The sequence below is a fragment of the Pseudoalteromonas sp. Angola-30 genome, from assembly GCF_028599215.1.
In the GTDB taxonomy this organism is placed as follows: Bacteria; Pseudomonadota; Gammaproteobacteria; order Enterobacterales; family Alteromonadaceae; genus Pseudoalteromonas; species Pseudoalteromonas atlantica.
Map to the genome: position 1 here is coordinate 14,938 of NZ_JAQREI010000017.1, position 15,231 is coordinate 30,168.

Below are 15,231 nucleotides of genomic sequence, written 5' to 3' on the forward strand. Positions count from 1 at the left end.
GGCCATTTTCAATCTTCATTCATACTTATAATTAGAAAGTCATATGCTCATCTAAAAAGTTAAGTACTTGCTTGTAGTAGCGCGTTCTGTGCTCTGCTTTATAAAAGCCATGCCCTTCATCTTCAAGTAACTCGTATATGTAAGGATGGTTTTCTTTTTTTAGCGCTGCAACTAAAGACTCAGCTTGCTCAATTGGTGCTCTTTCATCCTGCCCACCATGTACAATTAAAACTGGCGCTTTAAGCTTGTCTATGTTGTAGCTAGGTGAAAAACGCTTTAACAGTGCCTCATCAGTACCAAGCGCGCTTTTAAGATAGCGCTGTCCACGGTCACGTTCAGAGATATCGCCTTCTTCGAACATTAGCGGTAAATCGTACACCCCAACTACACCAATAGCACACTGAAACATATCAGGTTCTAAAATTGCACTTTGTAGTGCCGAATAGCCACCAAAACTTGCGCCCATTATACAAATATTATCTTTATTTACAGTGCCTTGCTCTATTAAGTATTTTACACCGTCAATAATGTCGTATTGTATTTCAGCACCCCATTTTTTATGTCCGGCATGTTCAAAGTTGCGACCAAAGCCACCAGAGCCTCTAAAGTTAACTTTTAGTACTGCAATGCCTCTACTGGCTAATAGCTGAGCTTCGCTCTCATAGCCCCACCAATCTCTTGGTCCATGAGGCCCACCATGAGGCATAACAACTAAAGGTAAGTTTTTCTCATCAGTATTATTAGGGATGGTTAAATATCCGTATATTGTTAAGCCATCACGCGCTTTATAATTTACAGGTTTGGTTATAGCCATTTCACTTGGCTTGATCCAGCTTTTAGTCGCAAACAAAAAGCGTAAGCTATTCTTTTTGGCATCGAACAAGTAGTAACTGCCAGGGTTAGTATCGCTTGACGCAAAAATAATACTCTTCTCACCATCTTCAGTACTACTAACAAGCTGAACTTGCTGCCCTTGAAGGGATTGTATTAATGCCTTTAAGCGCTCACTTTTATGTGAATTATTTATAAAAGAATAGGCTGGATAGCCAAGCTCATTTTCAATTGCGAATAATTCTTTAGAAACTTCATCTACCCACACTTTTTTTGGAGAGACCTGTGGTTCTTTATGCAAAAGCTCAAACTTTTTGCTCTCTAAATTTAGTTTATAAAGCCCCTTTGCTTCGCCATTTTCTGACGCTGTAACATAAACAGAAGCACCCGTCCTATCAAACGCATGGAGGCTAACATCAGTGTATTTTAGCTCTCCTAAATCAAGCTGTTGCCATTCACCACCTGACTTCTCACGGGTATAAATTTTTTGATTAATATAATCATCGTTTGAAACAGCAACACGCACATTACCATCATGATCTGTTAAAAAGCCTGCCATTCTTGATGGTGAGCGAGTGACTCTTTTTCGCTTTCCGCTGTAAATATCAACTTCATAAACTATTGTATTCGGCTCATTTGAAGCGCTCCATGGGTAGGTCAGAATCAGCATTTTACGCCTATCATGAATAAGCGGGTCTAGTACATAAGAAGTACCAAGTATGGGTGTCGCTTTTTTTATACGGGTTCCTGTTTGCATTTCACCTTGGTAACCCACTAGGTATTTGCCTTGGCTACCATCAGCATTTACACCAAAAAGCTCACCATGAAATTCGGGATGGTCTTTCCAACCTTTAATGTACTCTTTGGCCAATACAATTCTTTCATTGTTTACCCAGTAATAATTGCCAACTTGGGCATTATTAGGAAACCTAATTGCATGACTTACTTTAAATGTATCAGTGCTTAGCACCATTAATACATTTTTTCCTTCAGGGCGAGTAATTACAGCTAAGTATTTTCCATCAGGTGAAATTTTCACACCTGCAAACTCTATATCTTTACTAAAGCTTTCTATCGGTACCAAGGCGTTACTTGCTGTAGTATGTGAGCTAAAAATACTAGCCAGTAATAAAGACAGACAAGCCAAAAACTTATTCATTAAAGTTCCTTTTATTTATTTTTGATTGAGCTTTTATGTTACATACTTTTAACAAAAATATACACCATACTTCTTCCCTTTATGTAAACAGGCGTAAATTAATAGGGTTATAAATCTAATGCTTAGGGTTAGTAAGCTTACTCCAAACTAAATGCAGAATAACAATGCATAGCCCTGCTACTACTCCTAGTAATCCGTCAAATATAAGGGGAGCTAGTGTTTCGCCGGTGCCATTTAATAACGACTTACCTATGGCTATTACTTCTAATTGCCAATGATGTAGTAGCTCAATACCATGGGATAAAATGCCGCCACCGACTAAAAACATGGCTACTGTGCCGGCAAAGGCTAAAAATTGCATAAGCCTTGGTGCTGCAGCTAATAGCCCCTTACCAAGCATCTCTTTAAATTTATTAGCCGACACCTTTGATTGATTAAGCAAATACAACCCCGCGTCATCAAGCTTTACAATACCGGCTACAAGGCCGTATACACCTATGGTCATTAATACGGCTATAACACACAGTACAAGCGCCTGATTTACAAGTGTGGCACCTGCAACCGTTCCTAAGGTGATCACTATAATTTCGGCTGAGAGAATAAAGTCGGTGCGTATGGCTCCTTTTACTTTTTGCTTTTCATACTCAGCTGGGTCTAATTGTAGCGACTCATCAGCCTCTTTTTCGGGGTGAGGTAAAAACCGAGCAAATACTTTCTCAGCGCCTTCAAAACATAAAAATAAGCCACCGATTATTAGCAGCGGGGTTATTAACCAAGGCAGCCATACACTTATGAGCAATGCACCAGGCACCAAAATGGCTTTATTTAAAAATGAGCCCTTTGCCACAGCCCAAACTACGGGTAATTCGCGGTCGGCTGTAACCCCTGTAACTTGCTGAGCATTAAGTGCTAAGTCGTCACCAAGTACACCGGCTGTTTTTTTAGTGGCGACTTTACTCATTGTGGCAATGTCATCAAGTAAAGTGGTTATATCATCAAGTAATGTTAAAAGGTTAATGCCTGCCATGTTGCTTCCTAGCTAAAAAATAATGCTATCAACATAGCGTAATCCGTAATTTTCACCAACGGTTAATTTTGCTTTGTTATGCTGATTAAACGCACTGATTTTTATCAATGGCAAACTTACTTAGGGGATATAAATGAAAGCATTGGTGGTTATTTTTACAAGCATGCTGGTTTTATCAGCCTGTAGTAATGAGTCTAAAAGTACCCACTACTTATGCAACGAGCGCGTAGTAGAATTAGCCCACCAAGGAGCGGGGGCAACACTTACTTTAAATGAGCAAACATATACGCTTAATAAAGAGCCGAGCGCATCAGGGGTAAAGTATATTAATGAGCGAGTGCTATTTTGGTCTAAAGCCGATGAAGCGATGTTGATTGTTTCAGGTAATAAATACCACTGCCAACTTCAACAAGCAGACGCCTTATAATTTTGTCGTTCGCGATTTAAACTTTTTCTTTTTTCTCATCGTAATAAATAGCCTGTTTTTACGCTAAACAACTGCACATGCATTTGTTGTTTAGTTGGGTATAATACTTTCACTTTTTGCTTAGTAGCGGCCTACCATGAAATATAAAGATTTACGTGATTTTATCGATTTGCTTGAAAAAAAAGGCGAACTTAAACGTATTACTCAAGAAATCGACCCGTATCTTGAAATGACCGAAATAGCCGATCGTACATTACGTGCTAAAGGCCCCGCATTATTGTTCGAAAACCCAAAAGGTCACAGTATGCCTGTGCTTGCAAACTTATTTGGTACTCCTAAGCGCGTTGCTATGGGCATGGGCCAAGAAGATGTAAGCGAGCTGCGTGAAGTTGGCAAGCTACTCGCTTTTTTAAAAGAGCCCGAGCCACCAAAAGGGATTAAAGAAGCACTAGGGCAAATCCCGGTATTTAAACAAGTACTCAATATGCCGGCTAAAGAAGTTAAAAAAGCACCGTGCCAACAGGTTGTTCTAGAAGGTGACGAGGTAGATTTAGCTAAGTTACCAATACAGCACTGCTGGCCTGGAGATGCCGCCCCCCTTATTACTTGGGGTTTAACTGTTACCAAAGGGCCTTATAAAAAGCGCCAAAATTTGGGTATTTACCGCCAGCAGCTATTAGGTAAAAATAAAATAATTATGCGTTGGTTATCGCATCGCGGTGGCGCACTCGATTTTCAAGAATGGTGTAAAGAAAACCCCGGCGAACCGTACCCAGTTTCGGTTGCATTAGGGGCTGATCCTGCCACTATTTTAGGTGCGGTGACACCTGTGCCAGACACGTTAAGCGAATATGCCTTTGCTGGCTTACTGCGCGGTAGTAAAACAGAAGTGGTTAAGTCTATTTCAAATGACTTACAGGTCCCTGCCAGTGCCGAAATAGTACTTGAAGGCTACATTATGCCTGGCGAAATGGCTCCCGAGGGGCCGTATGGCGACCACACGGGTTATTACAATGAAGTTGATGACTTTCCTGTGATGACAGTGACCCATTTAACACACCGTAAAAACCCAATTTACCATAGTACATTTACCGGCCGTCCACCTGATGAGCCAGCTATTTTAGGTGTGGCATTAAACGAAGTGTTTGTGCCTATATTGCAAAAGCAGTTTCCAGAAATCGTCGACTTTTATTTGCCACCCGAAGGCTGCTCTTACCGTATGGCCGTGGTAACCATGAAAAAACAATACCCAGGCCATGCTAAGCGCGTAATGATGGGCGTATGGTCGTTTTTACGTCAGTTTATGTACACTAAGTTTGTTATTGTTTGCGATGATGATGTAAATGCCCGTGACTGGAACGATGTTATTTGGGCCATCACTACCCGTATGGACCCTGCGCGCGACACCACATTAATTGAAAACACGCCAATAGATTACCTCGATTTTGCATCGCCTGTATCTGGGCTTGGCTCAAAAATGGGCATGGATGCAACAAATAAGTGGCCAGGTGAAACCGACCGCGAATGGGGCGAGCCAATTGTCATGGATAAAGCGACAAAAGATCGTGTTGACGAAATTTGGCAAAGTCTCGATATACTTTAAGCACGCTTAGTGAATATAAACAGGCTATAAAATAACCCCGCAGATATGTTAATATTGCTCCACTTAACTGCATATCTGCGTAAACGCTGCTAAAAGGTAAAAAATGCAAACATTAAAAGCTGAAGTTGTTGCCATCAGCCCACTTACAGAATTTGTTCATAAAGTAATTTTAAAGCCTCAACAACCTGTTACGTTTGAAGCTGGCCAATACATGCAACTTGTACTTGGCGAAAAAGACAAGCGCGCATTTTCGATTGCAAGTCGTCCATCGCAATGTGATGAAATAGAGCTTCATATTGGCGCATCTAAAGCCGATTCATACGCAATGCAATCGCTTGAGCATTTGCGTAATGCGCATCAAAATAATACACCGGTAGATATAGAAGCCGGCCTTGGTGTATCGCAACTACGCCTACAATGCGAGCGCCCTATTATTTTATTGGCTGGCGGCACTGGTTTTTCTTATGCAAAATCAATGGCTGATCACTTAGCTGAAATTAACTGCGACCGCCCGGTATTATTTTACTGGGGTGTTAAAGAAGAGTCTGCATTGTATGCTCACAGCGAAATGCAAGCATGGGCAGAGAGTAACGAGCACTTTAAATTTATTCCTGTTGTAGAAAACCCATCTGCTAATTGGCAAGGCCACACCGGGTTTGTACACAAAGCAGTCATGCAAGATATTGTGTCGTTAGAACCTTACGACATTTATATGGCTGGTCGCTTTGACATGATTGGCATTGTCCGTGATGACTTTATTGCTCACGGTGCTGTTCGCGAAAACATGTACGCCGATGCATTCGCGTTTATAAAATAAATTTTTATTTATAATACAAAGGCGCCCCATGGCGCCTTTGTTATTTCTATCAAATTTAAGCTATTAATTGGTATAACCTATTACTTTAATCAGTATAAACAATTTCCTAAATTCCTATCTATAAACCATACTTTGTATAGAACATCAGCGGGAGAGACCCAAATGTTAAATACAAAAGTAAAAGATTTTATGCAACGTAAGTTGCCACACATTACCCCAAATACCGAAATGACCACCGCCATTAGTGAGCTGCAAAAGTTTAACTTATTAGGTGCACCAGTATTTGATGACAATAAATCGCTGGTTGGCTTTATATCTGAGCAAGAGCTGTTAAAACCATTAATGCGAAGCAGCTATTTTTGCGATGGCGTTGTAAAAGTTTCGCAGCTTATGCAAACCGATGTTGTAACCGTTAATGCCGATACCAACATTATCGAGCTTGCTGAGCAAATGAAAACAGGAAAGCCAAAAAACTACCCCGTTGTTGAGGGTGATACCGTGATAGGGCTGATTGGCCGAAGCGATGTATTAAAAGCACTGTTTGATAATTACGTGAGCTGCCAAACAAAAGTAAGCTAACATAAAAAATGCCGCTAATAAGCGGCATTTTTTGTATTAAGCGTGTTTAACGTGCTGCAGCAAGCGCAGTTAATGCGTTTTTATCGCTGTCGCTTAAAAATGCAATCTCTAAGGCATTAGCTTGTGCCTTATGCATATCGGCTTGTGTTAAACCCGCCTTTGGCGCAGCCACTAAATATTCATGCTCAATTTCAATGCCCTCTACAGCCGGATCGTCGGTATTAATACACGCTAAAATACCGTGATCTAAAAACTGTTTAAGAGGGTGTTTAGCTAAATCGTTTACGGTACTGGTTTGAATATTACTGGTTAAGCACGACTCAATACCAATGCGGTTATCGCGCAGGTAGTCCATTAATTTAGGGTCTTCAATTGCTTTTACCCCATGACCTATACGGCTTGCACCTAATTCATTAATGGCTTGCCAAATACTCGCTGCGCCCAGCGCTTCACCGGCATGAATGGTAGCGGCCAGGTAAGCGTCTCTTACTTGCTTAAATTGTTCGACAAAAAGCTCTCCCGGAAAACCAATTTCATCTCCGGCTAAATCAATCGCCACTAAATCATTTTTAAAGGCAAGTAATGCGTCAAGCTCCTGCTGGCAGGTTTTAACACCGTAAGTACGCGACATAATACCAATTAAGTTTGCTTTAATATTGGCGCCTTGAGTAGCCGATTTAATACCATCAACCACGGCCTCAACCACCCCTTGCGGGTGTAAGCCTTGGCTTTGTGCCATATAATACGGGCTAAAGCGAAGCTCTACATAATCAAGTCCCTGCGCTTGAGCATCTTCTATGTTTTCAACTGCAATGCGTCTACAGGCGTCGTAGTCGCCCAGTACCGTTACACCCCAGTCGAGCTTTTGCAAAAATGCCATTAAATCAGGCTCAGGATCAATAACTTGCACATGAGGGATAAGCGCCTCTACGTTATCAGCAGGTAGCGTAATATTAAACTGTCGACCAAGCTCTAGTATGGTTTGCGCACGTACATTGCCATCTAAATGACGATGAATATCTAGCAGAGGTAATTTTTTATTTATCATAATAGCGACTCGGTTAGGTTAAAATTGCGCGCATGATACGCAGGTACAGTTATTTTTCAAGTGTAGAGCAGTTAAAGTAAATATTAGCGGTCATATGTCTGCTTTTTACTCAAAAAGTGAACAAAATTAGGTTTTTGTTCACTTATTTTGATGAGCTAAGTGATGCCAGAGTGTTTTGAATAAGGTATTTGCTTCAATGGGTTTAGTAATATAATTATCCATACCGCTGGCAACTGCTTTTTTAACATCGTCATCGTGGGCATTAGCAGATAAGCCAATAATAGGTAGGTCAAACAAACCAAGTTCATTACGAATAACTCGCGTGGCTTCAAGGCCATCCATTTTTGGCATTTGTATATCCATAAGCACAATGTCGTAGGTATGCTCTGTCAGCTTTTCAATCGCCTCAAAACCATCATTAGCAATATCAGCAACGCACCCTTTGGTTTTTAAAATAGCGCTCGCGACGTGCTGATTTAATGGGTTATCTTCAACAAGCAATAATTTATAATCTGCAAAAGAAAGCGTACTAACATCTATCTCATCATATTGTTGCTTTATTTGCTCAGCCTTTGGTAGCGGCGAATAAATTGGCAGGCTAAAAGTAAACGTAGAACCGTGCCCTTCGTGGCTTATTAAATCAATTTCTCCGCCCATCAACTCTACAAGCTTTTTGCATATACTTAAACCTAAGCCCGTGCCGCCATATTGACGCGAGGTAGAGCTATCTGCTTGTGCAAACGGTTTAAATAGCTGTTTTTGCGCCTCTTTACTAATACCAATACCGGTATCATTAACGCTAAAGTAAGTCATTTTTTTAGATTGCCACACTTTAAGCGTGATGCTGCCTTTGGCTGTAAACTTAATGGCATTATTGATTAGATTTAGCAAAACTTGTTTTAAGCGTATTGGGTCGGTGTTGATAACCAAGTTACTTGATTTATCGTAATCAAGCATAAATTCTAGCGACTTTGCTTCTATATCAAACTGCAGTAAATTAGCCACTTCTTCACTGAGTGTGCCTACATCAATTGGCTCTTGAATTAAATCAAGTTTGCCTGCTTCCATTTTAGAAAAATCGAGCACATCATTTAATACTCTTAGCAATACGCCCAGTGCCCCATCCGCTTGTTCAATATAACTGCGAGCTTGCTGCCAATCGTTTTGCTGTAGGGCTAAATAATGCAGCCCTTTAATACCATTAATAGGCGTGCGAACTTCGTGGCTCATATTTGCTAAAAACTGGCTTTTTATTTCATTGGCTTCATCGGCCTTTTGCTTTTCTAAGCGTAAAATTTTTGTTTGTTTTGCTACCTGCTCACGTATACGAATATTGGTACCCGTTACCGATATTAAAAAGGTAATAAGCAGCCAAACAAATAACATGCCTGCTATTTGTGCAAGCCAGTAAACTAACCATGACTCTCGTTGCATTGGCTGATGCAGCTCCACCTGCCACACCCGCTTACCTACCAATAACTTATAGTCTTTTAACGGCAATAGTTGTTGATGATCGGCAATAAAAATAGGCTGTGCATTATTCTCTGTTGTGGTGTCTGTAAAGCTCACTGCAACGCCGTTGTTTTGATCAAATAACACCGCGTTTGATAGTCTTTCTAAACTAACAACGGCTACCACAAAACCTTTAAAATCGTCTTCGGTAATATTGTTGCCAAACACCGGATGAAAAAACAACACGCCGCGCTCAGCTTCGTTTTGTACTAAATTTATTGGCTCACTGATCACCAACTCATTTAACACTTTTGCTTTTATTAATGCAGATCGCCTTACCTCATTTGAGGCAAGATCAAAGCCAATTACATCTTCATTTCCCGACAAAGGATGTGCGTATTGTACGGGGTAGTAAAAATCTCGTGGGGGTGCGGCCTGCCAACTGCCATCTTTTGCTCTTTCTTTTAAGCTATATTTAGCCAGCTCTGTGTTGTTATTAGCCTCTATATACTGAGCTAGGTTTTCACTTGGTAAGTAGGGCACCCACTCAAATGCTAAAATTTCTTCGCTGTAACTAAGCTGCTTAGAAGTAAACTGCTTAAATTCAGTAAAGCTCACATCGTCACTACTAGAAAAAAAGGTCGCCAGTAAGGCGAGGTGTGCTGTTATTTCGTTAATTTTATTGTTGATAGCATCTTGAGTGGCTAATATTTTCAGCTCTTCTTTTTGAATGTTTTTTTCTTTTTTTACACTGGCCGCGCCATAAAAGCTAATACTTATAACCATATAAATTAACAGTGAGGGCAGTATAACTTGTAGGCGATAATTTACCTGTGAATAGTTAAATGCCGCTAGCATAAGCGGAGTAAAAACAAGCACTCCAATACTGTCGCCTATCCACCACGCTATAAACGTATCCCAACCGGCTTGAGACACAATAACGCCATTAAAAATTAATAAGCTGGTGCCTACACCTGCAGCTATAACACAGCACAATGGGCCGGCAACAACGAGGCTTTGAATACAGTGCTTTAAAGAAGATAAGTCGAGTGGTGCTTTAATCACTTTAGTGACCAATTGGCTACCTACCCATGCTTGTAAAGTAGCAGCAAAGGTAACAGCCGCAGCATGCATAAATACACTTAATTGAAATATCGCTGAGGCGCTTTCTAAATGAATGAGGTTAGTAAAAAAAGCCCCTAAAACAATACCTAGTAAGCTCTTTCTGCCCCAAATTAAAAAGCCAGCAAGCGCAATTCCCGAAGGCGGCCACACAGCCACTGCGTAGCCATCTATCGCTAATAGTAAATTACTAAAATATCCGGTAAAAAAGTAAGCGCACGCTAAACTTACAGTGACAATAAAAAAGTGTTTCAACCCAATGCTCCCGAATATCAAAGCTGCAAAAGTATAAGTGTAGCCTTTATTGATACAAAACGAGTGCTTTATCGGCTTGTGCGGTATTTTTATAGCTAAGCGCTGCTTGCTGAGCAAATTGCTTTTTGTTTTCGATATTCAAGGCTTTATCAAAAACCTTTGCGGCTAACTCATAATCGCCTTGGGCATTAGCTAAACACGCAAGCGAGAGTAATAATGCGTTGTTTGCATCATCTTTTTTCAGGCGCTCTTGAATACTACTTTGAAGCTTTACAGCCTCTGCCGAGGTGGCGTTACTTAATATATTAGCCAGCTGAGCATGTTGCTCGTCGTGCTTCACCATTTTAATTAAGTCACTTTCAATCGCACTTAATTGGCCCACTTTAGCCATTTGCATTAAGTAAGCTGTATTAGCATGAGCTTGTAGCTTTTTAGGAAGTTGTTTATATTTTTCAGTGATTTTATCGCTAGCTTGTGCATTAAAATAGGCATTAAACAGCTGTGTCCACTGCGCATCGTTAAGGACTTTTTTACGAAGTAAACGCGGTAAAAAGTCTTCAAGCGCACTAAAGTGCTGTTGCTGTACAAGTATTTCGGCGTATAGCTTAAGCTCAAGTGGTGTCGCTTTTTTTGAATCGCTGTTAGCACGCATTTGCGATTCTATTGCACTGCTATCGCCACTGGCTATCCAAAGTTTAGCAACGTTAAGTTGCTGCTCTGGGCTAATTTCAAATAAACGCTCTAGAGCTTTGTCAGTTTGGTTATTAGCAAGCGCTGCTTTTGCTAATAGCGCTAAGCGTATATCTTCAAACTTACTGGGTACACTATTACCTGATAACGTTTGCTCTACAAGCTCGTAATCATCGTTTATCGCACTCCATAAGGCTTGCTCTATAGCTGCTTGCTTTCGCTCTTCGCTACGCGCAAAAAAACCATGTTTAGTATTATGATAAATCGACAATAAATAGCGCACTAATTTGTAAGTTAAAAACAAAATAGTTGCACTAATTACCGCCATAATACAAAACGATACAATCGTGCCTTCAATCGTGGTGTTGTTAAACGAGATCAGCACATAGCCTTTTTCATCCAGTACAAATGGCGTAATCGCTAAAACTAAAACAATCGCAACAATTAATACTATAAGCCCTATCATTGCGCCCACTCCTTAACCTGCTGCGTACTTTGTAGGTTTACTTCAGGGTTAAAGTTTAATGGCTCTTTTTCTAGGCTAGTTAGTGCATTTATAACCACTTTTGTCGCCTCGTCATCTTGTTTAAAGTACTCATTAACAAGACGCTTTGCCTCACTTATGGCACTAAAATAAATGCTCGCTTGTTTGCTCATTAATGCATCTTGAGCTTGCGTCACATTTAATTTAATACGTTGATTAATTAAGTGGCGCTCCTGATCGGTTAGCAGTGGCTCTATAGCAACCCCTTCGTGCTGGCGAATAGTAATAAAGCTATCAACTAGCTTATTCCAGCTATTACTTAGGTTTTGCTGCCAATCGCTTACATCTTCACTCAAGGCATTTTTTTCAATTTCTGTTGCTTCTTGCGGTATGTTAACGGCATTAAATGCAAGGTTATCTATGTTTGATAACACGCTATTAAGTTTTAAGTAAATGGCTTCTGTTGGGATAGGTTTTAAGCTATCTAATGTTTGAATGTCTTGTGTTATTGCTTGGCGAACTGCAACAGTACCTGGGTGTTCACTCAATAAGGCATCTAAGCGTTTAAGTACAGCGCTGGCACCTTGGTAATCTTTTTCAGCCCACAGTTTAAACTCAGCCATACGTTGTAAGCTGGTTACTTCTTGCGGGTTTAGTGAAGCGCCTTGCTGCTGAGCTTGTTGCAATGCAGCTTTTAATTGTTGCTGGTTACTCTCTGCACTTTCATTAAGCGCAGCAGCCACTTTTTGTTCACTATTGAACAATGCTTGCTGAAGATTAGATTGTGCCGATTTGAGCGCCTGTAACTCTTGTGACAATAACGCGTTTTCTTCTTTTAGTTCATTAACAGCTACATTTTGGGCTTTACCTGCATTGAGTTTTTGGTAAAACTCATACCCCACACCGCACGCTACAGTAAGCGAGATGATCAGCGCAAGGACTGCCACTTTACTTATTTTTTGCTTATTATTCGTCACACTTGGTGCTTTTTCAGCTGCTTTTTTATCTGAAGACATTGTTGGCTTTGCTGAGGTTTTATTATCTGCCGTTACTGGCTTTGACTGTTCGCTCATCTTGCTACCTTGCTGTTTTATGCAGGAAAACATAGCGGTATCGCTTGCCCCTGCGGCAATGTGTATATTAGCCGAGCTTACCTGTTGCTGTTGTAAATAAGCGGCTATACGCTCGCTAGCAACATAAAATCGGCACTGTTGTAACCACTGTAACTGTTGTTCAGTCAGGTTATTAAATATTGCATCAACTGCTGCATTACTGGTTATGACTATACCTTGTACTTTCAGGCTTTGCCAGTGGTCTGTCCAGTTGGTTTTTTCAGCGCTTATTGGCTCGCGCTTGTATACCACACAGTTATTTAAAAATGCCCCACGCACCTTTAAGGTTTTGGCAATATCAGGGCGCCCCGCTTGGCCTTTTACTAATACAATATTGCTACCATCAACCTCAGCTAACGAGTTTAGCGCCAATAACCCTTCAGAATCATGCAGTTTAGGCACTGCTGCGCGCACGCCAAATAACGCATAAATAGTATCTGCAGTTTGCTGACCTACTGCGTAAAATTGCGCTTTGGTATTTATTGTTGGCTTTAATTGCGCAAGGGCAGTAACGGCATCTTGAGAGATAAAAATAATTTTATCGGCATTAATTAGCGGGCTTAGCTCGGCAGTAGAAGGCGTAAGGTAGGATATTTTTAAAACAGGAAATAATGACGCCTGATAACCCGCTTGCTCAAGTTGCTGAGCAAGGGCTGCGCCTTTTCCTTCGGGCCGAGTTATCAGGATATGTGTCATTTATGCGTCTCTATATACTTCTGCTAATATTTTGTCGGCGCCTTGCGCTAATAACTTTTTAGCTAGCTGCACACCGATAGCTTCGGCATCATTTATATGACCGGTTACTTCGTCATGTAAAATTTCACTACCATCTACTGCACCCACTAGGCCACGTAAGTGCACTTGCTCGCCATCAACTAATGCGTAGGCACCAATTGGTACTTGGCAGCCACCTTCTAAATGACGATTCATAGCACGCTCTGCATTTACACGAATACGTGTTTGGGTATGCTCAAGCGGGGCCAGTAAGGCTTTTGTTACTTCATCGTCAATACGACATTCAATGCCGACAGCACCTTGTCCGTTAGCAGGTAGAGATACCTCAGGCTCAATATAATCAGCAATACGCTCGTCCATTTTTAAACGTAGCAGTCCGGCTGCAGCTAAAATAATCGCATCGTACTGGCCATCATCTAGCTTAGCTAAACGGGTATTAACATTACCACGTAAGTCTTTAATGACTAAATCAGGGCGCAAAGCTCTAATTTGGCACTGACGACGAAGGCTAGAAGTGCCTACTACAGCGCCTTTTGGTAATTCGCTTAAATTGGCAAAGTTATTTGATACAAACGCGTCGCGCGGGTCTTCACGCTCACAAATTGTGTGCAGTGCTAAGCCTTCTGGAAATTCAACGGGTACATCTTTCATTGAATGCACTGCTATATCCGCGCGGCCATCTAACATTGCTTGCTCAAGTTCTTTAACAAACAAGCCTTTACCACCAATTTTAGCAAGCGGTGTATCTAAAATAATATCCCCTTGAGTAGACATAGGGACTAATTCTACGCGCACATCAGCATGAAAATGCTCAAGCTGTGCTTTTACAAATTCAGCCTGCCAAAGCGCTAAAGCACTTTTACGGGTTGCAATGCGTACTAACTTTGTTTTTTCTGTCATAGGGGTATCCAAATAGTTACAGCTAATAGCCAAGCTTAATTAGCTAAAATTCTAAATTCTTTTTGAGCAATTAAATTACCTTGCTCATCAACAACATCTACACGCCAATGGCCTGTTTGTGTATTCATAATATTTTTGGTTGAGTACGTTCTGTAGCGCGGCGAGGTAACATTAAGTGAAATCTCAGCCATGGTTTCACCCTCATAAGACCATACATGCTTTACTTGTTGGCCTTGTAGGTTTTTAAGCTCACTAAAAAACGAAAGTGCCTCTTCAAACTGATTTAAGCGGATATCTGCAGCAAATACATTAGTGGGCTCGCGCTTACTTACTTTGCGAGTAAGCACTGCACGGCTAATTTTACCTGTATCAATTTGTGCGCCTAACGCAACACTGGCAATGTGCGCATTAGATGAAAAACCTTCACTGCTAGTTAGCGATCCGTCGTCGTTTTCAATATCTGGGAACTGTTCATTGGGTGATGCGCTTAACTGCGTGCTTGTAAGCGGCTGATTAGCGATAGGCTCAGCGAGTTCAGTATCTGATTGCTCAATAACAGAAACTTGATTGCTTTGAACGTTAGCAATTGGCTCTCTATCCGTTTGCTCATTATTGCTTTGCGCTAACGAAGTATTATTAACGCTTTCATCTTCAAGCACCGCTGGCGCAACATCTGCTATATCATTTGTAAGCTCATTTGGGCGCGTTTGCTCGTCATTTACACTCACCGTGGGCTCGACATTATCTGCTGTGTTGTCGCTTAAATGTGAATACGGCGATTGCTCATTAGGTTGCTCGCCCTGCTCGGCATTTACCGAGCTAGTTAAGCCATACACAACCGCTGCCGAGGTCATTGCTACCAACATAGAAACACTCGCAATACGACGCCAATGCCACTCGTAGCTTACATTAGGTACACTATTTTGTGGTTCGCGTTTTACATTTGCTTTAATAACTATTTTTTGACTCATATTGACCTCAGCGGCTCCA

The 15,231-nt window shown here is 41.1% G+C and carries 12 protein-coding genes; 4 read left to right on the forward strand and 8 right to left on the reverse strand.

All coding sequences use genetic code 11. The features are described 5' to 3' along the window. Nucleotides 1-31 precede the first annotated feature (31 nt). Together PSH54_RS16840 and PSH54_RS16845 are read right to left on the reverse strand one after the other, a co-directional pair. On the reverse strand, nt 32-1,990 hold the full coding sequence (locus tag PSH54_RS16840; RefSeq protein WP_273606661.1) for a S9 family peptidase: 1,959 nt from the start codon (nt 1,988-1,990) through the stop codon (nt 32-34). Nucleotides 1,991-2,105: 115 nt separating this feature from the next. Beyond that, a complete protein-coding gene (locus tag PSH54_RS16845) occupies nt 2,106-3,017 on the reverse strand; it encodes a DUF808 domain-containing protein (protein ID WP_273606662.1) in 912 nt (303 codons plus the stop codon). A 133-nt stretch (nt 3,018-3,150) separates the two neighbouring features. On the opposite strand from PSH54_RS16845, the gene PSH54_RS16850 reads away from it, so the two are divergent. The 4 genes from PSH54_RS16850 (at nt 3,151) to PSH54_RS16865 (ending at nt 6,443) form a co-directional block, all read left to right on the forward strand. Continuing rightward, nucleotides 3,151-3,444: an MliC family protein gene (locus tag PSH54_RS16850; protein WP_024032060.1), complete on the forward strand. Its 294-nt coding sequence runs from the start codon at nt 3,151-3,153 to the stop codon at nt 3,442-3,444. 136 nt (nt 3,445-3,580) lie between these two features. Next, nucleotides 3,581-5,047, forward strand: coding sequence for a 4-hydroxy-3-polyprenylbenzoate decarboxylase (gene ubiD, locus PSH54_RS16855; RefSeq protein ID WP_055255406.1), 1,467 nt, complete (start codon nt 3,581-3,583; stop codon nt 5,045-5,047). A gap of 103 nt (nt 5,048-5,150) precedes the next feature. Further along, a complete protein-coding gene (gene fre / locus PSH54_RS16860) occupies nt 5,151-5,864 on the forward strand; it encodes an NAD(P)H-flavin reductase (RefSeq protein ID WP_004588968.1) in 714 nt (237 codons plus the stop codon). Between the two features lie 162 nt (nt 5,865-6,026). Next, nucleotides 6,027-6,443: a CBS domain-containing protein gene (locus PSH54_RS16865; protein WP_055255405.1), complete on the forward strand. Its 417-nt coding sequence runs from the start codon at nt 6,027-6,029 to the stop codon at nt 6,441-6,443. Between the two features lie 46 nt (nt 6,444-6,489). Here the strand turns inward: PSH54_RS16865 and add are convergent, their stop codons facing one another. The 6 genes from add to PSH54_RS16895 all read right to left on the reverse strand — a co-directional run bounded on the left by add (nt 6,490) and on the right by PSH54_RS16895 (nt 15,212). Continuing rightward, nucleotides 6,490-7,491, reverse strand: a complete 1,002-nt coding sequence (gene add / locus PSH54_RS16870) for an adenosine deaminase (RefSeq protein ID WP_055019972.1) — start codon at nt 7,489-7,491, stop codon at nt 6,490-6,492. A gap of 138 nt (nt 7,492-7,629) precedes the next feature. Beyond that, nucleotides 7,630-10,320, reverse strand: coding sequence for a CHASE domain-containing protein (locus PSH54_RS16875; RefSeq protein WP_248463225.1), 2,691 nt, complete (start codon nt 10,318-10,320; stop codon nt 7,630-7,632). 46 nt (nt 10,321-10,366) lie between these two features. Continuing rightward, nucleotides 10,367-11,476, reverse strand: coding sequence for a heme biosynthesis HemY N-terminal domain-containing protein (locus PSH54_RS16880; protein ID WP_024032065.1), 1,110 nt, complete (start codon nt 11,474-11,476; stop codon nt 10,367-10,369). Then, a complete protein-coding gene (locus tag PSH54_RS16885) occupies nt 11,473-13,302 on the reverse strand; it encodes a uroporphyrinogen-III synthase (RefSeq protein ID WP_273606663.1) in 1,830 nt (609 codons plus the stop codon). Before PSH54_RS16885 ends, PSH54_RS16880 begins: the two co-directional genes overlap by 4 nt. Further along, a complete protein-coding gene (hemC, locus tag PSH54_RS16890; protein WP_024032067.1) occupies nt 13,303-14,241 on the reverse strand; it encodes a hydroxymethylbilane synthase in 939 nt (312 codons plus the stop codon). Nucleotides 14,242-14,276: 35 nt separating this feature from the next. Then, entirely contained in the window at nt 14,277-15,212 is a 936-nt protein-coding gene (locus PSH54_RS16895) for a DUF2914 domain-containing protein (RefSeq protein ID WP_273606664.1), read from the reverse strand. Nucleotides 15,213-15,231: the final 19 nt, after the last annotated feature.